Origin of the sequence: Flavobacterium pisciphilum (assembly GCF_020905345.1) — a bacterium.
GTDB classification, from domain to species: Bacteria; Bacteroidota; Bacteroidia; order Flavobacteriales; family Flavobacteriaceae; genus Flavobacterium; species Flavobacterium pisciphilum.
Genome location: NZ_JAJJMO010000001.1, coordinates 3,965,438 through 3,987,033, shown reverse-complemented (window position 1 = coordinate 3,987,033; position 21,596 = coordinate 3,965,438). Strand labels below are relative to the sequence as shown.

Genomic DNA, 21,596 nt, shown 5'->3' with positions numbered 1-21,596 from the left:
ATTTCCAGTTGAGAATATAATACCAATCTTGACAAAAAAGATCTTATCTGGGGGTTTGATGATTTAGCATGTTTTTAACAACTGAATTATTTAAAACCTTCCAATTCTCATCATTTGCTAAAACAACCTTGATTATTTCATTACTTATATTTCCATATAATTTGTGGGCAGGCATACAATCATCTTCTTTTGTGTAGAAAAAAAGTGCATAATCTACGGTATAGATAGCATAGGCATTTGGAGCAAAATTATAGGCACTGAAAATTCCACGAGTATTATTTTTCGGTTTTATAAAACAAGTATGATAGATTGGAATTTTAGTTATCGTTTTTGCATTTAATAATAAATCTTTTTGCGTATCAAAAAGGTTCTCATTTAAAAATATTCGAAGTTCTTCTTGGACTTCAGTACCAATTTTAAAAGTGTCAAATAAAATATGTTTTGAAATAGAAGCCCTCCACAAGAGAGAGTAAAAGAATAAATGAAATAAGGATGGAGTTATGTCGTTGCAACTTAATACATCTTGATTATCCGTCAATTCAATTTCATATTTTCTAACTGCATTTTGGAGTGAATTAATTTCAATTAATACCCGTGAAAAGTATGTTTCAAGCTTCTCAAATCGGTTTTCACATTGCTTACAAAAAATATTATTCTCTTTGGGAACATCTTGAAGTTTAAACTGTTTTCCGTCTTTTGATAGTTGAATAGAATGTCTTGGATTTGAATTCTCAAATAACCTTTTGCACATAAATTTTGGAATTATGTGCGAATTTAATTTATCAGCTATGCGTTCTTGACAAAGAGTACAGTTTTTCATAATTGTCTGCAAATAGCGGTTCAACTTTCTAAGGCTATGACACTGTCCTAAAAGTGTGTAAGTTCTAAAATAACTGGGTATGACTTTTTAATTAAGTTGAAACCTTTTTTTCAATTAAAAATGATTATAATGAAATTTAACTTACCTTAATTCTTCATTTTTAATTCTTTTTAATTGCATAATCAAATAATTCCCCTGCAATTTTTTGCAAAGGAACTTCCTTCCATATTTTTGCTTTATTTAGTGGAGAATTGATAAAATCTTCAAGTTCTTTATAAATTGTTATATTATGAAAGCCAAATTGTAAGTCGTAAATCTCTATGTATGCACATTGTTTTAATTTATCTATATAAAATTCAACATCTAGGTTTATCGTATTAATATCTAATATTGTCATTAAAAGCCCTGAAACTTTTGGTTTAAGCATGCCATAATGTATTTCATCCTTAAATTTTTTTGTTTTTATAGCCGCATTTATTAAGTTCATTGCACAAAGGATAAGAAATAAATGCTGTGATGATTCAGGTGCTTTTTTTATAATCTCTTTAGCTTGGAAAATCTGTTCATAGGTTATATCTGTTTTAAACTCCTTTATCTTTGTTAATTCAATAATCTCTAATAATTCATTAAACATCTTTAGTATAAGTTATAGTTATCATTTAATTGTATCCTTTTGATAATTTATTAGTGATTAAATTTTATTTCAGTCTTTGAGTTTTTTTATACTAATTCGATCTGATAAATAATGGCAAACGGCTGACAGAAGCTATTGTTTATGATTTTGAATTAAACTTTTTGTATTCCATAAACTTTTCCCAAAAACCTATAGCAGGCGATTCTGCAAATTTCGTTTCTGAATTCATTGAAATAATTTGAAAGCCACCATTATTCATAACTGGAGAATGCTGAACATAGTTTTCTCTGAATTCATCGTGCATTCCGTTTAAAACATATGCAATTTTTAGCAGAGTTTGTTTTATTAATTCAGATGAAGCGTAGGTGACACAGTAATTTAAGTCTTTGTCAATAATCTTTTTAAGATTAGTTTTAATTTTATCCGAGCATAGAAATTTGGTAATTACTTTACCAGAGTTTAATTGCCAAGAAACGTCAGCAAATGATGTCGACTTCTTTCTATGTATTAATTCTGCTCTATAATCATTAAACTTACTTACAAAATCTGCATCAATCTGTTTAATATTCTCAACAAATTTTCTTTTCCCAAATTCACTTTCTCTATTGTGACAATGTTTAACTAAAGTAATCCACTGCAATTTTGTTTCGGGGTTTTTACCAAATATAAATTGCGTAAGCATTGCTAAATAGTCAAAGCAAGAAGAAAGATGAAATATTATACTATCATACAAAGCCATGATTTCATCACTTGCCATATCAAAATGAGGATTTCCCATAATAAAACCATTGAACACTGATGGCTTTTCTTTGAGCATATTTGCAAATCGATTTTCAATTTCAAGCTTTCTTACAAGTAATAGATAAAAATGTAAATTTGCACTTTTAATTCTATAGTTTATACTATCTCTTAATTCATAAATTTCGTGCTTTCCATCTTTTGATTGCCCAAAAACATTATTTATATGATAACCATAATCCATAGCAAGAGCCATAAAACCTTCATATACTATTCCTATTAGTTTTTGAATTTCATCTAAACTTTCTTGAGGCTTGTCTATATAAATAGTTTCTTCTTTCATTTATCTTATTAATTGAGTATTACTTTTCTTTTCTGTTAGAAATTACACTTTACGTCTTATGGCTATGCGACGTTCAGATGAGTTTTATTTAAATATTGATTTTGTCATAAAGAGCATAAATACAAAACCAACTTTAATCAAATCAAAAAAAATCAGATCTTTTAACTGATTTTCTTTACAGTTATTTCTCCTTAGTAATAAAACTATAATGAGAATGCTTTTCATCAATCATCAATTGAAGTATCGTTCTTTCATCCTGAGTCATAGCACGGCTTGGAGAATCACCTTTTCCATACATTCCAATTTTTTTATCATGTTGTTCTTTTTCATAAAACTTTACAATATCACCAATTTTCTTTTCCATTAGGCTATAATCAATAGAAATTTCATAAACATCTTTTGTCGTTAAGTCACTAATTATATACCTATGAACCACTTTATTACGTTTATTATAAAGATTATGTAATTCATCGTGTAACTCTTTGGTAATTATCCCTTTTTCAAAAGTCATTTTATAAATACTTTTTTCCATCACAACCTTATCTTCATCTCTTTGTGAAATTAATTTTATATCTATTTCTTTTGTTTTAGTTTCAATTTGATTATGAAGTATTAAGCACAATCTTAATAAAGCATCAATTTGATTTGCTAGTAATATCACTAATTCAATTGGATTTGTCGATTTATATGCTCGAGATATTAAATCTCCGGCGCTAGCTAAAGAGAACATAAATTTGTCAAATTGATAATGAATGAGTATTTGTTCTCTAATCTCAGCCGGAACAAAAATTAACGATTTAAGAGATTCTTTTGCTTTTTCAATTTCAAGCTTTACTTTTTCATCATTTTTTCTTTCAACATCATATATGTATTTTGAAATAACAAAATTATCCTCAACTCTGACAAACCACATGTACATTCCAAATTTATCCATTTCAATAAAACGTTCAACAATATCTAAATTAGATTTTCCGTATTCTTGATTTTGGATATTATTATTTTTTATTAAATCTGGTATTTTTCCTTTAGCTATATCTATTACATTAATTTGAAATGTACCGACTGATTCTTCTACTAATTCAAAACTGTTTGGGTCACTTTCTTTGGCATCATACAAAGCATTTTTATGAAACCAATCTTCTGGTAATTTAATAACATATTTTCCTTTTTTTTCGACGAATTTTCGCATTTCCTATATTTAATTGCAATAATTTATTTTTTATGAAAGCAATATAAGAATATTTAAAACATACCTAGATTTTTAATTGAAAAGATCTCGCACAATTCCCTAATTGAAATCTTTAAATAATACAGAAATATTTTCTAAACAGGGTCGTAAATACTTCTATTTTATTATATATTTTCGTGGTGGATAAGCCGTTTGAATCAACTCACGACTTAATAAAATATTATTAGAGTATCCTTAAAAAACGTCAGGTTAAGTTTTATAATTAATTTGCATTATACCAATTACCTAAACCCCTTAAAATAAGTGTTAGCAGACATTATTTAATCTTCTAAATCTGTCTCTCTTTTGCATCCTTAAAGTAAATACCTTTTGTTCTACGGGAGTACATTTCAATACTAACAAATCAATTAAGTCCGTTAAAAAATTTAGTATCATAGGTAGTGTAAAATAGATATACTCCCATTGTGAATCGGTGTTTTGATAATCACTAAAAATAAAATTTAAATTCTGTTTTTCAGTTTTATTTTTCGGGTTTCGATCTGTAAATAAATGAATAGCATTATTGGTAATATTAAAAATACTTTCAATTTCGTCTTTATCAAAAATACATTCGAATAAATCCTCACAATTATATTTTTCAAAGAAGAATTTATTTGTATTTGCGATTAATCTTCTTTTTTGTTCAGATGTCGTTTTTATTGGGTCAAAATTATCTTGATAATTAAATTTTTCAATAAAATCTGTTTCATTTAGCATTCGCATAAGTACTATTAGAATTTCAAGAAAAGGTTTTCTTAAAAGGGTAAAACTAACAGTCAGTCTCATTTTCAATGAGCAAAGTAAACTTTCTTGTATTGAGTAGCAAGTTTCTCTTATTAAAGCACTTAATAAATGACATCTGACAATATGGGTAAGTTCATCGTTGAACTTGTGTTTTTCAAGAAAATCGAATATATGATTTTGCTCATCATCAATATCTTGTAGAGCTTCCATGAATTCATCTGGAAAAGTTATAGTTTGAGTATTTAAATCTTTAAACACTTTATTCAGTAATAAATCTTCAACTTGATTGATTAGAAACTCACAGTAATCGTGTTTTTTCCAATATTCTTGTGGTAAATAATAATAATTTATTCTTTTTTTCACGATTTTCTATTTCTAATAACGTTCTTGTACTACAGTGATTTAATTAAGCCCCCATTTTTAAGTTCTTCCAATTACCAAATACTAAACCACTTTCTTAAGTGAATTGCCTAAATCAGTTTGTTATAGCTCTTTTTAGCTAGTTCTTTTAAGTATTCTTTAAATCTTCGTCCTTCTCTATCATACGAAATAAACCCAGTTTTTTTCTCCATTATATTCCATAATCACTTCATTTTTAATAAACAAAAGTAGTCGCGAGTCAAAGCAGACAGAGTTCCCTATTCTAAAATAGAATTTCGTCGTGAAAATGAATCGTCAATTACAGAGACCTTCGCAATTGCGGTGACAGGCTAGTAAAAGTTGTCTTTTTACCAATCTTTATTCTTACTTGGAATTTGTTCACTCAGCAAAAAAACTTTTAAACTTAGATTTAAAGTATTGAAATAATTAATTACTTTCTCACATGTGGATTTATACCGACCTTTAATCTGTCCCTTTTTATCGACATACCTATTTGTATGGGTCATTTCAAAGTCTTTCCAAATTGGCTCTGAGCCACCAAGTAAGAAATTATCAAGCTCATTCCAAAATTGAATTTGTGTTATATCAAATTTATATTTTCCGTCTTTAAATGAGATTTCAATCTGATATTTTGTACCGCTACCAAGAAGGTCTTTGGCGGATCCTTCAATTCTTATATATTCATTTTCTATCTGAGCTTTTTGCACTGCCTTTGGAGTATTATACGTTACCGCTATCCAATCAATTGTTTTCTTATATAGTTGAGATTGAGTTTTATTTTCACATTCTACCACTAAGAAATCTGTTAGTCCTTCTTCTGAAAATCTAAATTCGGTTTGTTGCGCAAACCCAAATTTAACAAAAATAATAAAAAACAAGAATACTAATTGCTTCATAATACAGCTTTAGATGGTTTCAAAATTACTGGTAACGTTCTTGTATTAAAACGGGTTTGTTTAAATTATGTCCATTTTAGGAATTGCCAATCATCCTAAATTCAAAACCAACTTTCCTTATATCTATTGCTCCAATCTGTTATAGTAGCAATTACCGGCTGGTTTTTTCTTTCTATAAAATCTAAAAGGGCAAATCGTCAGTTTCTTCTTTTATTTCTATCGGTTTAGGAAATTTTGTTTTAAAATATGAGTTTAGAAAAAGTCCAACAGTTGCGACTGAATTAATTACAAAATATGTAAAAACTGTATCATTTATTAAATAATCATCCGATGTTTTCCCATGGAAATTAGTTTTTTCGCTTCTTAATTTTTCAATTGATTGATTTATAGACAAAAGTGCACTCCCAATAGTTTTTAGTTCTACAGGATGATTATCGTCAAGAATATTAAATTCTTTTAAAACTATCGTAGTCAATTTATAAAGTGTTTCAGTTCCCTTGACTTTACTACTTATTCGCTCATCTTTTAAAATTTCCTTTATAATACTTTCTAACGCTGAATTTGCTAAACCAATTGCAAGACCTGGATCTATTTCGATTTGTTTAAAAGCTCTTGTAAAAGTATCATAAGCAATTTTGAAATCCGATTTCAATTCATTTTTGAATGTTGGAATTGATGGAATAAAATCTGGCGTCTCAACTCCCATATCAATAGCTATTTTTAATATGTCGCTTCCAATCATTGAGTGTAAAGTACTTAATAAGTCAATTTCCCCGTTGTCTTTTTGGTATATATGGAAGTTTTCCCAATTATTATTCCATTGATCTCCCTCGTACCATTTACTAATGTACAAACTAACTTCTTTGTATGATTTATATTCCTCCCAAATAGCATCGTGAACGGATTTCACAAGTTTCATTTGGTATTTTGGCGAAATTATTTCGTTCATTAAATTTACAGATATAAATTTTTAATTCTCCGTTTATTTTTATGCTTGATGGTAACGTTCAACTACTACAACGGGTTTGGGACTAAATTAAGCCCATTCTTCGGATTTACCAAATCATTCAAATACAAAACAAACTTTCTATTAAGCAAATTGCCCAAATCCGTTATAATAACTGCTACTAGCAGTTATTATTTTCAGTTTTCTACTTTACTAATTAATATATCGTCTTGAATTTTTATAAGAATTAATATCAAAATTTTCAAAAGTACATTATAATCATTTTCTTGAACATCTTTTGATTCAGAGTTTGAACCGTGAATATATTTATTTCGTAAATCTAAACCGTTGGAAAATTCTTTTTTGTTCAAATTATAGTTTAAATAGCGTATTTCTTCTCGAGTAAACAAACAATTTTCAAATATTACTTCATTCTGCTTTTCAAACTCAATTAAAATATTTCGCATTTCTAAAGGAAAATGCCAAAAACTTATAACCTCTTGATAATGAAATAAACTAAATATAAGAGACATAATTTGATCAACTCTAATAAAGTTATTGATATCAAAAAAGATGATTTTTTTCTCTAATAAATAATCAATTTCACGTTGTTGAAAACCTTCAAATAAATCATAAGTGATATTTTCTTTTAAAAGGAGTTCATACAGATGGCTATATTTATTCTTAAAGGGATCAATATAGGTTAAAGATGATTGTGTGGAAAACAAACCATTTTTTATGCGATAAATATTTTCGCCTTTTGGATATACATATTTAATCTCTACTTTGCTTTTTAGTTTGCTGAAATAGATAGGAGATGAGTTAAATCGTAATAATTCAAAATCTATCTTTCCGTCTTCAATAAATGCATTATATTGTTTTAATAGAAATTCTAATTCTGGTGCTAGAATACGTACCTTTTCAAAAAATTCAGTTTCTTTTGAGGGTAGTGAAATTTTTAGTTTTTCAATTCCATAGACTTTTTGTAGTGTTTCCACAACGACAAAAGAAATAACATCTTCAATGTCAACATTGTTATTTCTTAAGTAATGCTTATATATAGCAAATTGTCCATTAGAGAGAAGTTCTTTTTGATTAAATTTTATATATTTTAAAAATTCTCCTTTTGAACGCATAAAAATCTTATCCATAGTGCCCATCTCACAATTTCGTTGCACTAAATTCATACAACCTTGAAAGTTTGCATATTCAAATAAGAAAGTGAAGTTTTTGAATATCGAAAAAAAATCTCTTGCATTATCAAGATAATTTCTGCTATAGGTATAAATTAATCTATTGTTTACTTCATCGTGTTTTAATGTTTTAGGCTCTGATTGTTCTCCTGAAATTCCAATTTCAACACCATATGATATTCCATTATTCTCCTTGAAAAATGATTTTGTAATTTCACGTTCTTTTTTAGAAGCTCTAAATTTTGTCTTATAATCAAGTTTTAAATTTTGAGAATTTACAATAAGATTAATGTAATTTAAATTTGGTTCCGGAAGTGAAATGTATCGGTTGATCAATGTTTCAATTTTATCAAAAGAAAAGATTTTAGGTATGTAAATTTTTTTCTTCTCACTAAAGGAAATTTCCTCAAAGTGAGATAAAATTATTTCAGCAGTTTCGGGATTTTTTTCGAAATGCTCCACAATTTCCTTTGAATAGTAATTTACTAATTCTTGATTATATAAAAGTTCTTGGAATATATACTTTTTAGAAACCAATAAAGCTGAAATTAAACTAGAATCAACTTTTTTAAATACATTTAATTTGTTGAATAATTCTAAAAAATTATGAGTATACTGGAAATTTATTTCTGTGAAAATTTGAGTGAAATTTGAGTTATCAATTGATAAAAAAAAGCTTTTTATTAACTCCCAAAAATTGCTTGTTATAGTTTTATATTTTTGATATTGTTCATCAGACCAAGTAGGTAAACGCAGATTGTTTTTAAAGTATAATTGAATGTTATATAATTCTAGTAAATCATTTATGGTAAAGGAGTTATTCTTATCGAATAATTGAATAATTTTTTCTGCATTCTCTAAATTTCTTCTACTGCCTAAATCATTATTTGAATAATAAACAACCCTTCTTATATCATCTGACATTTTCTACTGTTTAAATTATAATTTGTGTTATATTTCGGCTTTTGGTGATTGTTGGTAACGTGCTGGCACAGCTGGTTTGAAACTAAATCAAGCCCTTTTTTTTGGGATTTGCCAAATCTCCAAATACAAAACCAGCTTTCCATTAAGCCTATTGCGCAATCTATTTTAGGAGCTGTTGTATGCTGGGTTTTATGTTGCGATCTCTAAAAGTTTTTTTCTATAATCTGTAACTATTTTTTTGATTTCAAATAGGTTCCATTCATAATTAAGAATTTCTAAACCTTCAAAAATTGGAGAATCATCTATGACGTTCTCACTATTAATATCTAAATTAAATGATTTTAATATTTCAGCTGTTCCATTATGAAATTTTGCATCTTTATGCTTGTAGTAATTAGCAAGTCCAATTATTAATTCAATACGAGTTCTTTCAAAATCTTTATGCTTATTGTCTCTTTTATAATATTGCACTTTATTTTCAGGCTTGTCAAATAAATCATTTATACTGCCATTTATATAATTTTGAAAAGCAATAAAAGCGAGTCCATAAATTGGTTCGCTTTCTTCTCTCATCCAAATTCCATCATACCAATCAAATTCTTTATTTTTATTAACTATTGTTTGAATTGAATTTTCAAGTCCATTTATTATTAAAGTCAAACTTTCAACTCTATAATCCATTTCTAGCCAATTTGTCATATCATTTTTTTTGAGATTCAATTTTTCGTTGTTAACTTAGATTGTATAATGTTTATTATTCTATTGTAACATAGCATAACGTTTTGGGGGCTACAGCGGGTTTCGGACTAAATTAAGCTCGTTCTTGGGATTTACCAAATCATCCAAATACAAAACCAGCTTCAAATTAACCCTAATGCGCAAAATTACTTGTAACGGTTGTTAGATGCTTTTAGCGATTGTCTATTTTGTCATCAACTAATATTAAAATCGACTTAACAGATTCTATTGAATAATTTATCATTTCACTTATTTCAATTATGTCTAATTTTAAATTTTCATTAATAGTTTCATTAGCTCTTTTACTTCTTGCTAAATATCTACTATCTATAATTCCGGCATTATGTACAATAATATGTCGACATATTTCGAGTTGTATTAATTTTACTTTTTCAAGAAATAATATTTCAGAATCATTAAGGTCAAATAAATCTTTATAGGCTTTTTTTATTCCTTCAACTCCTGTGAAATCATATTTGTTAGATAAGATTTCTCCTAAATGATTTGAAACATTATAATTATATTTTGATAATAAGTTTAGAGGAATCGTTTTACTACTTGCTCCGTTTTCACTATTACTTTTTGCATTAATAATTTTGTTATTTAGTAAGTCTGGTTTGTTGTTTAAGGTTTTTATCCAAATATCTTTCATATATGCTTCAAACAATGTCCAAGAATTTACGACAGCATTTAAGCCAATATTATTAAAGCAATTTCTAATCTCTTCACTTTTTTCGTAAAGTTTATTGGATTCCTTTTGAGCATCCTCAACATTATTCTCATTTTCTTTTTTTAATTCTTCTTCAAAAAAATCGACTAATTTTTTTGCTGTTTCTTTAGGGTCTTTTGGTGGATTGTTAACTAAAAAACCAAGTTTTACCGCGCTTTGAATGGATAAGTGGTCTTCTTTGACTTTAGCCATAGCAAATGTCATTAAAATTAACGGACTTGAAATCATCGTTAAGATTTGCTCCACAGAAGCGCAATATTTAGTATGTATAATTTTTAGATAGTCTGAATTTAATTGCTCTCCTATTTCTTTTACACAATCAATGTCGATATTTGCTTCTTCAAGTTTCATTTTAGCTCTATACTTTATTAAATAACTACTAATGTTTTGGTACTACAGCGGTTTAGGACTAAATTAAGCCAATTATATGTGTTGTCGTATCTTCCCAAATACAAAACTATATTTCCATTATCTATCATCTTATCTTTAATTTTTAGAATAAATTTTTTTTATCAGCTTTGTTTTCAGATATAGTTTCAGAAATAATATAGAAGATTATCAAGATAAAAACCCAAAGACTAATCCAAAAAGAATAAAAACCTAATGAATCATCGTAATATTGATAGAATATAGTTTTCAACATTTGGTAAAAGAAATAAAAAGGTAATAATCCAAGAATTATTGTTGGTAATAAAATTATGAAGCCCATTATTGATTTTATTAAACTTGGTTTTTCATCAAGTAATGAGCTAATTACAACTGAAAATGAAAATGGGAGGTACAGTCTGGTTATAAATGTAGTTCTTATTTTTTTTAAATGTTCGGATGAATAATCTTGTTTATAAAATGTGTATGAATAGATCTTTATTGCATTGATTACATTAGCTTTATGTTTCTCAATAGCATACATATTAAACAAAACATAAGTAGTTAAAATTGGAAGAAGCTTCGGTATAATAGAAATATCTTTTATACTTATTGGGCCAATAGTGAAAGATTCTATACTGTCTTTACTAAAAATAATATGCAGAAAAATTAATAGCACCAAACCAATAGTAAATTTTTCCTCGCTTTTGTTTAAGTCTTTTAAATTTTCATAACATTTATCAAAATAAGCAGGAAGTAGCTCGTTGGTTTCATTTTCCGAAATGAATTTTATTATTAAATCATTTTTTCTTACCATAAATGTCTTTTAATCGTTCTTGAAATGGCTTATAACTTGTGTGACAAAATCACACAAAGCGATACAATTTGGGGCAGATATGTGTATTAAATTTCACATATTATTTACTTTCAAATATATATATATTTTTTCACTATGAATTATCAAAAGACCTTTAATTTGATTGATGATTTTTGGCATTTATATGAGTGGCTATGCAAACAACATCATGAGAAAAATCAAGATGCGCATTTTAAAATATTATAATAATCCACGAAAATCTGGTTAGATAATTGAATGCTTCCCGCTACTAAGACAAAAGCTTCAGAGAAATCTGGAGCTTTTTTGTTTTTAGGTTATTTTGAGACAACTATGCGTTCACGAGCGAGACGCTCGCGCCAGTGGAGGAGAAAATTTGGCAGATATTCTGCTTCGTGGAGAAAAGATAAATGATTATGTTTCTAAACAATTTAAGCAAAAAAAAGAGATCTTATAAGGGGATTTAAAATAAGTTAAGGGTGCAAATTGCCCCCTTAACTTTGTCTCTACTTTTTGTTTGCACATCCACCCTATCATTACCTAAATATCTACATGATCGGGATTGCTTTTTTTAAACTTTAGTTCTCTTTAAAATTTATACTCCTCTTAACTCCATTATCATAATATATTAATTTAAAATAATTAGTACAAACCGGAATTTCACAGGCTAAATTTCTTGAAACATCTCCCAAGTCATATTGTATTTCATCAATAACTATTTTAAACTTGGTGTAGTCTTCAGGGCAATCAAATTCTTTAGTTTTGAGATCTATTGTTTTAAAAATTAAGGAAGATACCTGTTTATAAACTTTCTTGCTATCTATTGAGTAAGTCAAATAAACTTCTTTTAATAAATATTTATTATTGTCTATTGAAATAACTGAATTATCCCATACAAACTCTTTAATAAATGCGTTTCTTTCTTTTGATTCTTTTACACTGTTAGGAGATTGAATAAAAGTATCTTTCATACATGAAAAATTAAAAAAAAGGGTGATAATGACAGCTAATTTTCTCATTAAATTGTTTCTGAATTTATTTAGAAGTAGAATAAAAATAATGTTCGTAATGGTTTAATCTTTGGTTTACATGATTTACTAATGGAGTAGTACCACTAAGAAAAGACCAACCAAACGCAGCTGCCAATGATTGTGTTACCACATTCGTGCAACTATTAGTTAATAAATGATAACTTTGTTTAGCCACACTTCTTCCAGTTGCAAATGCTCTATTCATTTGACTTCTGGTCATCAAATATGTATCTATTTTATTAAAGGAATGACCAGGCGTAATTTTAGTTCCATAATATTCTTGAATATCATTCATACTATCAAATACTTCATTCGTATAATGACTTTCACCACTATAATTAGCATCATTTGGATCTAGAGTCCCATTTAAAGAAATAAATCTGTATTTTCCGTTGTCTAATTCTCCAGAAATAGCATGATGTCCAGCCCCTCTTGCACCATCTTCGTCTAACATGACATTGAATTTATACTTTTTATCAAAGCCCCCGTGCATCGCGTGATTGAGTCCACTAACTATCATGCCTCTAATTGCTCCTTGCCATATATTATCTTTAGTAATTGCTGCTGTAGCACCTCCTGCAACGGTACCAAAAGCAATTGTACCTGCTCCTGAATTTGCAAATTTCCCTCCTATTCCTTTCATTCCGGTATCTTTTAAAGGGTTACCCTTCGCATCTAAATCTAACCCGCCCGTCCACAAACTAGCTGCAATACTAGCTGCAGCTGCCTGAGTAAAAGCGCTCACAAAATTCCCTCCTTGTACACCTGCTATAAATCCCTGAAAAGAACCATGCATTAACGCGCCTACAGCAACTTTGCTATAAAAACTGGTAATTGTTGATGTTCCGGCACCAATACCAAAAGTTACTGCAGCACTTGCTGCTCCAATAAAGGTAGCCTTTGCCAATCCTCCAATATTAAAAGGAACATCTGACCATAACGCTGTCAACGTATAAGTTAACCCTGCAACAAGTGCCCCAATACCGACGGCTATTCCAAATGCAGCTGCGCTAACTGCTTCCTCACCACTTGGGTCTGTATATTTAAGTGGGTTATTTAATACATACCCGTACTTATTGTAATTCTGTGTATTATCAGGTTCTTGTATGTAATTATCTGGCTGTAGGAAACGGTGTAATTTCGGGTCGTACAAACGTCCGTTCATATGTATAATTCCAACACTTTGCAAATGTTCGTGTCCGGTATACCCACGGTCCAAAACGGTCAAACCTGCCAGAATATTGCCAGCGCCATCCTGTACTTTTACGATATTACCCCAGGCATCAAACAATCTTTTTTCAACTAACGCTCCTGTCTGATTGGTTACCGCTACAATTGTTCCCTGATAATCTCTGTGTAAATATAGATAATTTTGTGTTGTGCCATCACTTTTTAAAACTATCGGTGCTGTATATCCATCTCCTCCAATATAAGTGACAAACTCAATGGCTCCGGTGGCCATATTTTGCTTTACTTCCATAGTACCGTCTGCCGAGTAATGTTTTCGGTAGGTTCTCAACAGTTTATCCGTTTGCAGCCCCCAATAAAACATACTGCTGCGGTCGTTACCATCATTATAGGTAAAACTTATTTTATCTACTCCTGTTTCCTCAATTTCTACAGGACTTTTAAAAGTATTGTAGGTAACGTTTAAAGCTCTGGCTGCAGTCGCTGCATCGCTTGTTTTACGAATCTGAACATCATCATACCAAACATTCCCTATTCCGTTATTGTCTAAACGAAGACGTAACTTCTTTACGTTTGCAGGAACTAAAAATGTACCTACAATTTGGGTCCATGCTCCTTTTATATTGTTTACGGTACTAACTTGTGTAACTGCATTGGTTCCGTCTTTCATATACAAGAATATCTCTGACTGTGGATTGTCACTATAAACCCAAGCCGAATAAGTATATTGAGTAGGAACTGCGTTATCAATATCAACCCATTTATCCAAAAATAAAAATTGTTTTGCTGCAGCTGCATTCACCAATTTTACAGAGTTCTTCCCTGTACGGGTAGTTGTATTGTCATAGCTGTAAAATCCTGTGATAGGATATCTCTCTACACCCCATCCAGTCCTGTCTTCGAAACTGTCATTAAAAATTCCTTCTCTTCCGGCATAATAGCCTGTTGCTTCCGGGGTTGGTGTTATGGTTTTATTTTGATACGTTTTAGCAGTATCATACCCGTATGTACCTACCGCATTTTGCGTGATTCTTCCTTTGTCATCGTAAACCTGTGTCTCCTGAATACCTAACGCATTAGTATATTCCGTCAGACGGTCTAAGGTATCGTACTTAAAAATTTCATTTCTGCTAAACAAGTTACTGTTACGACTGTTTAAATTTCCTCTTTTAATTTCAAAAGCAGTATTGAGTGTCAAAATGTTCTGAACGGTCGGACTTGTCTTGTCATGCCTAATTTGCGTGGCATAACCATATTGATCATAAGTATTTGTTATGGCTATTCCGTTTCCTAAAGCAGCCGTCAAAAGCTGTCCTCTCTCATTCAATGTATTCGACTGCCACAATACTTGTTGTGTGTTATCATCGACAATTTGCCACGGAAATCCGTTTTGATACGTATTTTTTATTGTTTTAACACTGGTTTTTCCAGCTGCCGTTGCTTCTGAAGTTTCTTTATCAACTCTGCCAAGAGCATCAAAGGACAATTGTTTTACAAAAATAGCATAAGGTGTTGTTTCTGTAGTTTTAAAAAGTCTTTTTAGAGCATCGTATTCATATGTACTTGTTGTCGTTTTAGCTTCTGTATTGTCTAGATAGGTACTACTGGTAATTTGATTTAAAGCATTATACGCATAAGTTGTTTTACTATTGGTTTTGGTTCCCACAATTGTTTTTTCAGTTGGTTTACCAGCAGCATCATACACTAAGGAAGTTGTTCCATTAGGCGTACTCTCTGTTTTTAACTGACCAAAAGCATCATAACTATAGGTATAAATTCCAGCACTAGGGTCTTCCATTCTCACCTTGTTCCCCCAGCCGTCTATATTTATTTTCACTTTGTTCCCTTGATAATCAGACTCTTTTAACTGTCCATTAGCAAAATAGGCAAAATTTATTGTTCCTCCCGGATCTGTACTTTGTACCTTATTTCCCAAAGCATCAATCGTGGCAGTGGTAATCTTACCGTCATCATTGCTTGTAGTAGTTAAAACGGAATACGAAAGAGTTTGTATTTTTCCCGTAGGCAATGTTACCTTGGTTGGCCTCAACAGATAATCGTATTCATAATTTGTCCAAAGATTGGGCGTTGAAAAATACGGTTCACTTTCTCTTTGTTTACGCCCTAATCCGTCATAAATGATCCTTTTGGACACCATGGTATTCATCGCAAATCCTTTTGTAGAACTTAATACTTCTCTACCTAAAACATCATACTGCCGAACTGTTTTGGCCTCCAGATTATTAGTTGTGATAGTGCTATATCCGCCATTCGAAAATTTTTCGTACACAATTGCCGTGGTAATTGGTACTGCTGATGAACCTGTGACAGTTGAATTGGTTAATTTACCCCAATTATCATAGATAAAATCACTAACGACTCCCATATGGTCCGTAGACTTGATCACCTGCCCCAAAGTATTATAAGCAAAATTGGTTACAAATTTCTGGTGATCTGTTTTTTTAACTACAAATCGTTTGGTAGCGTCATAATCGTCCTGAATCATTCTGGCAGCAGGTACCGGTACTGCTGCGGGAGCAGAGACAGTTTTGGTTAATAAATTACCCACTGCATCGTATGTCATATCCTCAACGATGGCAAAGGTATTATGTCCTTTTTTTTCAGTTTTGGTCAGATTAGATCCGCTATAAGTATAGTTTTCTTCAGAGGTGCGAATATCTCCTGAAGCAATATTGTTAGCGGATGTATTTACTTTTTTTGGTCTTCCAATATAATAAGCACTTCCTGTACCTGTCGGGTTGCTATTATACTCGTTGTCTATGATCACGGAACCCTGAAGTGTAGTTCCACTATACTGTTTACTTACACTTTTTGTTTGCAAACCATAATAATCTGTAGAACTTACAACACCATCATAGGTATAGGTCTTTTCAGATTTCACTCCAGATAAGGCATCAAGAGTGGTTTGTGTATTCAGCAATACATTATACTGTTTAGACGTTGGATTAGTGTAGGTCGAAAACACATTGGTTTTGGTACTTAACAGACCCGTCGGAGTTGTATCAAAAACGGTTGACGCATTAGTGCTTGTCCAGCTTATTGTATTAGCACCTCTAAAAGCTGTGTCATTATGCGCAGTAGTCCAAATTTTGGTATCAGATGGCGTTAAATACCAGCTGCTTCTTGTGGTTCTGGTAAAGCCAACCGTTCCGTAATTGAGATTGGATACATACCCCCTGTACCTGAAATCCTGATACTTAGACACTCCGTTTATAGTAGCTGTTAATTTAGATACAAGATAACTCTCAGTATTCCTGATAATTTCTATATTAGGATAAGTAACACCATTAGCTGAAGAATAAAAATCAGTCGCAGCGCTACCTAAACCTCCATTAGCTGCCTCCATAGGTAGATAATCAATAGTCTGCTTGATATTACCATTGGATTCTGTTACCGACTTCAATCGATTTTCGTCATCCACATTTTTGTTAAACTGATAATACTCAATTTGACTATTATGCGCTCTCACTAATATTACCTCCGTATTGGCTCCGGCATACTTGTAATTGGAAACTATTGGAATTGCCAGCACCGGTGATCCCGTCCTAAAAGTACTGGAATCATAGGTCTGTACAAAACCAGATGCTCCTACTTTCCCTATATTGTTTGTATAGCCGTGAACTGCCCATCGCGAATCATGATTATTTAATTTTCCGTTAACTTTAAAATGTTCTCTCCAAACGCGCACTACATCAGATTTTCCGTCACCATTAATGTCTGCCGTATAAAAATTACTGTAATGAGTTTGTGTTTTATAAGCATCTCCTGTATTAGGCCAATACTCCTCAAAATTTAATATTTCTTTTGTAAAAAACTCTCCTCCGGCAGGATTTGGATTGCTATAAAAAATATTCCATTCTCTTTCGTCCCGCCCGCCTTCACTGGTAGGCATCATAAGGTCTATTTTTCCATCTCCATTATAATCCCCCAACAAAATTTGTTTTGTGGTGGAGAATGAAGCTATAGTTCCGCTGCCAATAATTTCGACTTTCATCCAGGGAGCTGTAGTTAGCTGGCGAAAACTCACAATATGATAATCTTTGCGATGATTGTCAAAAAATAAAATATCTGTTTTTCCGTCTCCGTTAAAATCGCCCACAAATCTGGTCTCGTGATCTTTAAAATATCGAAATTCATTTTCATCAAAAAAAACAAAATCTTTAGTATTCAATACCGTTGAACCATTAGCATCAAGACTTAGAAAATAAGAACCCATTGAAAAACTATCTACAGTCATTCGGTCATTAACGCAATTGCAGTCTAATGCCTCACCTTTGGAGTTAAAACAGGGTCCATCCATTGAGTAATGATTCACTTGCTGAAATTTTGATATTATGACATCAGAAATACCATCACCATTAAAATCTCCTTCAATATACTCGTTATAATGATTAACCTCTCCCGTTTTCTCCCAAGTACTTCCTATTTCATCTCCATTACCTGTAGCGCAGAACTTTGAATTATAGACTCCATCATTTACGATAGGAACTGATTTAGTATAGGCCAAACTAACTGTATTACCCTCAAGTTTATAATAATCAAAATTAACCGAATTAAGCTCCGCCCATGCATTTACCATCGTACTTGCCTGATTTACCTTGTTATTGGTTAAAGTTGTAGCCACTAATGTATTTCCGTGAAAAGCCCGGAAAGGCATCGTAATGGGAGTTTTTTCCCCACTATCATCAAACAACTTGGTAAAAAGTTTATTATCAACCGCAAAATCTAATCTGCCGTCACCATCAAAATCCCCCGCAGCATCAATTTTTTCAAATTCTAATGTATTAGCATAATGGTTTACCTTTCTTGTTGTAGTTGTTTCCGTCTTATTATATTCGAAAACGACAGGGCTTGAAGGCTCATTTTGCGCATTAATTTCCTGTATTTCCTTCACTCTCTGATACCCTAATCCTGCATCATCTTCATGCGTCAATTTATAAGTCCTGAAAACTGCATTGTTAGTATAAACTTTTATATTATTAAGTAATTGAGTAGCATAAACTGCTTGCCCTTTCAAATAATCTCTTTCAATACGTGCTGCTGCTTTGTAAAAAAAACTAATTTTATTCTGGGTACCTATTCCTGCTTTTGTATTTCCACTAAAAACGATATTATCAATATACAATTGATTTGTACTGTTATAGGCCACATTGCTATAATTATAATCGATAAAATTACCATTGACATCTTCATACCTCACTATATACCATGAATTTACAGAAACTGAATGCTGCAAATTCCCTAATCCTTTAGAACCATACCAGCTTTTGGATCCATCGGGAGTAGTTACGATAAAATAGGTAGTAGTCCCCTCTACTTTCAACTCAATTTTTGTATTGCTCTTGTATTCTGTTTCATAGGTAGATCCGGCTGCCCAATAGGTTCCTGTTTTAATCAGCAATCGTTGCCCATCTAAAGCCAATTTATCATCGGCATCAAAATCGACACCATCTATAAAACCATCAATATCACGGCGGGTTGCTATACGACTAATAGTCGAAATGCTATTTATACTCCAGCCCTGGCCTGCTATACCGCCACGCATACCGCTGCTGTAATTAAGATTTATCACTGGCGCCACCCCTTTTATACTGGGGGGAGTTGCGATGGGTAAAGTATATGTTGCAGTACCCGAAGCCGAAATTTGTAATTCTCCTTTTGTGTCGGCAAAATTTTGCGAAAAGACAAAAGAAGTATATAAAAGAAAAAGAAATGAGTAAATTTTTTTCATACTAAAACCTTATTGTTTAATAATTTTGATTGTTTTTGGGTCGCCATTGAGATAATTGAGTTCTACCAGATAAATACCTGTAGGATACTCCTGAAAAGAAACATTCAGGCTGTTCAACGTCTCTATTTTAGATAGTTTTTTTAAGATCTGACCGTTTATGCCGTAGATTATTACTGAAGCAACTTTATTACCTTCTGTCAATTCCCATTTCAAATAAAGCTCTTCTTTGACAGGATTTGGATAATATGAAATCACATCTTCAGGAAAGAACTTCTCTAAATCTTCATCGACGACAGCTTCTATTTCTTTAGGTTGATGAGCTGGTTTGGCTGTACAGCCGCTTAAACATAATGTCCTACTGATTTGATTTCCGGCGGCATCATATTCGAATGTGATTTTCTGCTGCGCATGAGATAAACTAAAAATCGCAAACAAAATAAATGTAAAAATTTTCTTCATAGTATATTTTTGGTAGTTTTAATTTTTATAGAAAAGCAATTATTTATTGATACGAATATTCGTGCAAATATTATTTTTATCCTTGTATATTCTTACCTGACCCATATTCTCCAAAATTTTAACATATTAAATATTCGCTTTACTGCCTTTTCGTCCTGAAGCATCTTTTAAATTAAAAAAGAAGTAGAAACGATATCTTTTTCTGTCACAAAGAATTAGAGTGTATATATAAGACTTGTAATCAAAAACATAGTCTATTAATTGAATTTTAAAAATTAATTAGAGTTGCCTTCAAATTATGACTTTTCTTTTGGTTTGGTTTCTCCATCAGCCATTTTTTGAGGCGTTCGTGTTAAGATTTTGTCTACAATAAATCAGTACTTATCTGTTTTCAAAAGATTGAAATAATCTACAAATAATAGTTTTTCAGTACTGATTTCTACTTTCGCACTGACTACGTTATTTGTAAAATCAATAAAAGCTATGATCCAGCCAGTTATCCGGTTTAACATTATGTTTTTTACACCCAACTATATACTTTGATCTGGGCACTATTACAAATTCTTTATATCCGAACCCTTTCAGCTGCCATGAACTGTAGAATATCAGGTCTATCTTAACAGAATTGTCGATGGACTGACCATCAATGTAGAGATCCAGCGTTTTATGAATCAAACCCCAATCATCACCAGCATTCTGGCTCTAGGCATTTGATTTAAAAAAGAACAAACTTAATCCGATAAACAAAAACACGTTTTTCATTTTTAATTTTCTTTGGTTATTAATAATGAATGCAAATGTGCGGGATCTTCCTGATTTATAAGGCTTAAATTATAAAACTGTAGTACGGTTTTATAATTTAGTACTCATTTCAAGTGCCTTTTTTGGTTGGTTACAACTTTTAGTAAAAGCCGAGAAATGTATATTTCTTGGCTTTTTTAAATTTTTACTTTTTCCTGACTATTTGAGAAGTAATTGGTTCTCCTCTTTCCGTAAAAACGTCGTCGGCATAATAATTTAAAAACTGCATTGGAAGACCAACACCCGTTACAAGAGATGAAGTTGTCTGCAGATGATAATGCAGATGTGGACCAGTAGAATAACCGCTGTTTCCAGCCAGGCCAACCTGCTGGCCTCTCTCTACAGTATCTCCTACAGCTACTATAATAGAATTCTTTTTTAAATGAAGCATAAAGGAAAACTCTCCATTTAAATGATTAATAATAATATAATTCCCTAAGGATTGCTTACTATTTTTAATTCCCGGAATATTATCATCAATTTCGTTCTCTACAGCTATTATTTTTCCGTCTCCAGGAGCATTTAAACGTTTCCCAAAACAATAATAATCTTCATTTTTGGTTCCATCTCCCATATTTACTCTTCGATTTATTACATTAACAATGTCCAGAGCATATCTCTGGTGGCGGTTAGGAGTAAAATGATGATTTAACTCCAGAGATTTTCCTCCCGCAACTATATACCAATCACCTTCAAAAGGGAGCTCTAATACTGTTTTTGTCTTATAATTTAAATAGATGTCTTCATCGTATTTTCCTTCATCCCCCATAAGAATGTCCGCACATGAAGTGAATAAAAGAATAATGATGATTGCAAAAAAGCAACTTAAAGATTTAATTAATTTCATGA

At 31.1% G+C, this 21,596-nt stretch carries 15 protein-coding genes; all 15 read right to left on the bottom strand.

Going from position 1 to position 21,596, the window contains the following annotated elements:
• Positions 1 to 43 precede the first annotated feature (43 nt).
• Positions 44 to 820 (bottom strand): hypothetical protein, encoded by a 777-nt coding sequence (locus LNQ49_RS17000; protein WP_229990215.1) that lies wholly within the window; start codon positions 818 to 820, stop codon positions 44 to 46.
• A 160-nt stretch (positions 821 to 980) separates the two neighbouring features.
• Positions 981 to 1,454, bottom strand: coding sequence for a hypothetical protein (locus LNQ49_RS16995; RefSeq protein ID WP_229990214.1), 474 nt, complete (start codon positions 1,452 to 1,454; stop codon positions 981 to 983).
• A 139-nt stretch (positions 1,455 to 1,593) separates the two neighbouring features.
• Positions 1,594 to 2,535 carry a hypothetical protein gene (locus LNQ49_RS16990; protein ID WP_229990213.1) on the bottom strand — a complete coding sequence of 314 codons (942 nt, stop codon included), beginning with the start codon at positions 2,533 to 2,535 and terminating at the stop codon, positions 1,594 to 1,596.
• A 181-nt stretch (positions 2,536 to 2,716) separates the two neighbouring features.
• On the bottom strand, positions 2,717 to 3,724 hold the full coding sequence (locus tag LNQ49_RS16985; RefSeq protein ID WP_229990212.1) for a hypothetical protein: 1,008 nt from the start codon (positions 3,722 to 3,724) through the stop codon (positions 2,717 to 2,719).
• Between the two features lie 306 nt (positions 3,725 to 4,030).
• A complete protein-coding gene (locus LNQ49_RS16980) occupies positions 4,031 to 4,870 on the bottom strand; it encodes a hypothetical protein (RefSeq protein ID WP_229990211.1) in 840 nt (279 codons plus the stop codon).
• Between the two features lie 365 nt (positions 4,871 to 5,235).
• The gene (locus tag LNQ49_RS16975; RefSeq protein ID WP_229990210.1) at positions 5,236 to 5,784 is read right to left on the bottom strand and encodes a DUF4468 domain-containing protein; all 549 of its coding nucleotides are present in this window, start codon (positions 5,782 to 5,784) and stop codon (positions 5,236 to 5,238) included.
• A 181-nt stretch (positions 5,785 to 5,965) separates the two neighbouring features.
• The gene (locus tag LNQ49_RS16970; RefSeq protein WP_229990209.1) at positions 5,966 to 6,733 is read right to left on the bottom strand and encodes an abortive infection family protein; all 768 of its coding nucleotides are present in this window, start codon (positions 6,731 to 6,733) and stop codon (positions 5,966 to 5,968) included.
• Between the two features lie 194 nt (positions 6,734 to 6,927).
• Positions 6,928 to 8,847, bottom strand: a complete 1,920-nt coding sequence (locus LNQ49_RS16965) for a hypothetical protein (protein ID WP_229990208.1) — start codon at positions 8,845 to 8,847, stop codon at positions 6,928 to 6,930.
• A gap of 189 nt (positions 8,848 to 9,036) precedes the next feature.
• A complete protein-coding gene (locus tag LNQ49_RS16960) occupies positions 9,037 to 9,546 on the bottom strand; it encodes a hypothetical protein (protein ID WP_229990207.1) in 510 nt (169 codons plus the stop codon).
• A gap of 211 nt (positions 9,547 to 9,757) precedes the next feature.
• Entirely contained in the window at positions 9,758 to 10,666 is a 909-nt protein-coding gene (locus LNQ49_RS16955) for a hypothetical protein (protein ID WP_229990206.1), read from the bottom strand.
• Positions 10,667 to 10,808: 142 nt separating this feature from the next.
• On the bottom strand, positions 10,809 to 11,498 hold the full coding sequence (locus LNQ49_RS16950) for a hypothetical protein (protein ID WP_229990205.1): 690 nt from the start codon (positions 11,496 to 11,498) through the stop codon (positions 10,809 to 10,811).
• A gap of 596 nt (positions 11,499 to 12,094) precedes the next feature.
• Positions 12,095 to 12,487 carry a hypothetical protein gene (locus tag LNQ49_RS16945; protein WP_229990204.1) on the bottom strand — a complete coding sequence of 131 codons (393 nt, stop codon included), beginning with the start codon at positions 12,485 to 12,487 and terminating at the stop codon, positions 12,095 to 12,097.
• A gap of 64 nt (positions 12,488 to 12,551) precedes the next feature.
• On the bottom strand, positions 12,552 to 19,487 hold the full coding sequence (locus LNQ49_RS16940) for an RHS repeat-associated core domain-containing protein (RefSeq protein WP_229990203.1): 6,936 nt from the start codon (positions 19,485 to 19,487) through the stop codon (positions 12,552 to 12,554).
• 9 nt (positions 19,488 to 19,496) lie between these two features.
• On the bottom strand, positions 19,497 to 19,946 hold the full coding sequence (locus tag LNQ49_RS16935) for a T9SS type A sorting domain-containing protein (protein WP_229990202.1): 450 nt from the start codon (positions 19,944 to 19,946) through the stop codon (positions 19,497 to 19,499).
• A 946-nt stretch (positions 19,947 to 20,892) separates the two neighbouring features.
• Entirely contained in the window at positions 20,893 to 21,594 is a 702-nt protein-coding gene (locus LNQ49_RS16930; protein ID WP_229990201.1) for a M23 family metallopeptidase, read from the bottom strand.
• Positions 21,595 to 21,596 lie beyond the last annotated feature (2 nt).

Excerpts from the sequence above, each read along its gene's own strand:
- LNQ49_RS16960 (WP_229990207.1), bottom strand. The coding sequence starts at position 9,546 with ATGACAAATTGGCTAGAAATGGATTATAGAGTTGAAAGTTTGACTTTA.
- LNQ49_RS16955 (WP_229990206.1), bottom strand. The coding sequence starts at position 10,666 with ATGAAACTTGAAGAAGCAAATATCGACATTGATTGTGTAAAAGAAATA.
- LNQ49_RS17000 (WP_229990215.1), bottom strand. The coding sequence starts at position 820 with ATGAAAAACTGTACTCTTTGTCAAGAACGCATAGCTGATAAATTAAAT.
- LNQ49_RS16930 (WP_229990201.1), bottom strand. The coding sequence starts at position 21,594 with ATGAAATTAATTAAATCTTTAAGTTGCTTTTTTGCAATCATCATTATT.
- LNQ49_RS16990 (WP_229990213.1), bottom strand. The coding sequence starts at position 2,535 with ATGAAAGAAGAAACTATTTATATAGACAAGCCTCAAGAAAGTTTAGAT.
- LNQ49_RS16995 (WP_229990214.1), bottom strand. The coding sequence starts at position 1,454 with ATGTTTAATGAATTATTAGAGATTATTGAATTAACAAAGATAAAGGAG.
- LNQ49_RS16940 (WP_229990203.1), bottom strand. The coding sequence starts at position 19,487 with ATGAAAAAAATTTACTCATTTCTTTTTCTTTTATATACTTCTTTTGTC.
- LNQ49_RS16970 (WP_229990209.1), bottom strand. The coding sequence starts at position 6,733 with ATGAACGAAATAATTTCGCCAAAATACCAAATGAAACTTGTGAAATCC.
- LNQ49_RS16985 (WP_229990212.1), bottom strand. The coding sequence starts at position 3,724 with ATGCGAAAATTCGTCGAAAAAAAAGGAAAATATGTTATTAAATTACCA.
- LNQ49_RS16945 (WP_229990204.1), bottom strand. The coding sequence starts at position 12,487 with ATGAAAGATACTTTTATTCAATCTCCTAACAGTGTAAAAGAATCAAAA.
- LNQ49_RS16935 (WP_229990202.1), bottom strand. The coding sequence starts at position 19,946 with ATGAAGAAAATTTTTACATTTATTTTGTTTGCGATTTTTAGTTTATCT.
- LNQ49_RS16975 (WP_229990210.1), bottom strand. The coding sequence starts at position 5,784 with ATGAAGCAATTAGTATTCTTGTTTTTTATTATTTTTGTTAAATTTGGG.
- LNQ49_RS16950 (WP_229990205.1), bottom strand. The coding sequence starts at position 11,498 with ATGGTAAGAAAAAATGATTTAATAATAAAATTCATTTCGGAAAATGAA.
- LNQ49_RS16965 (WP_229990208.1), bottom strand. The coding sequence starts at position 8,847 with ATGTCAGATGATATAAGAAGGGTTGTTTATTATTCAAATAATGATTTA.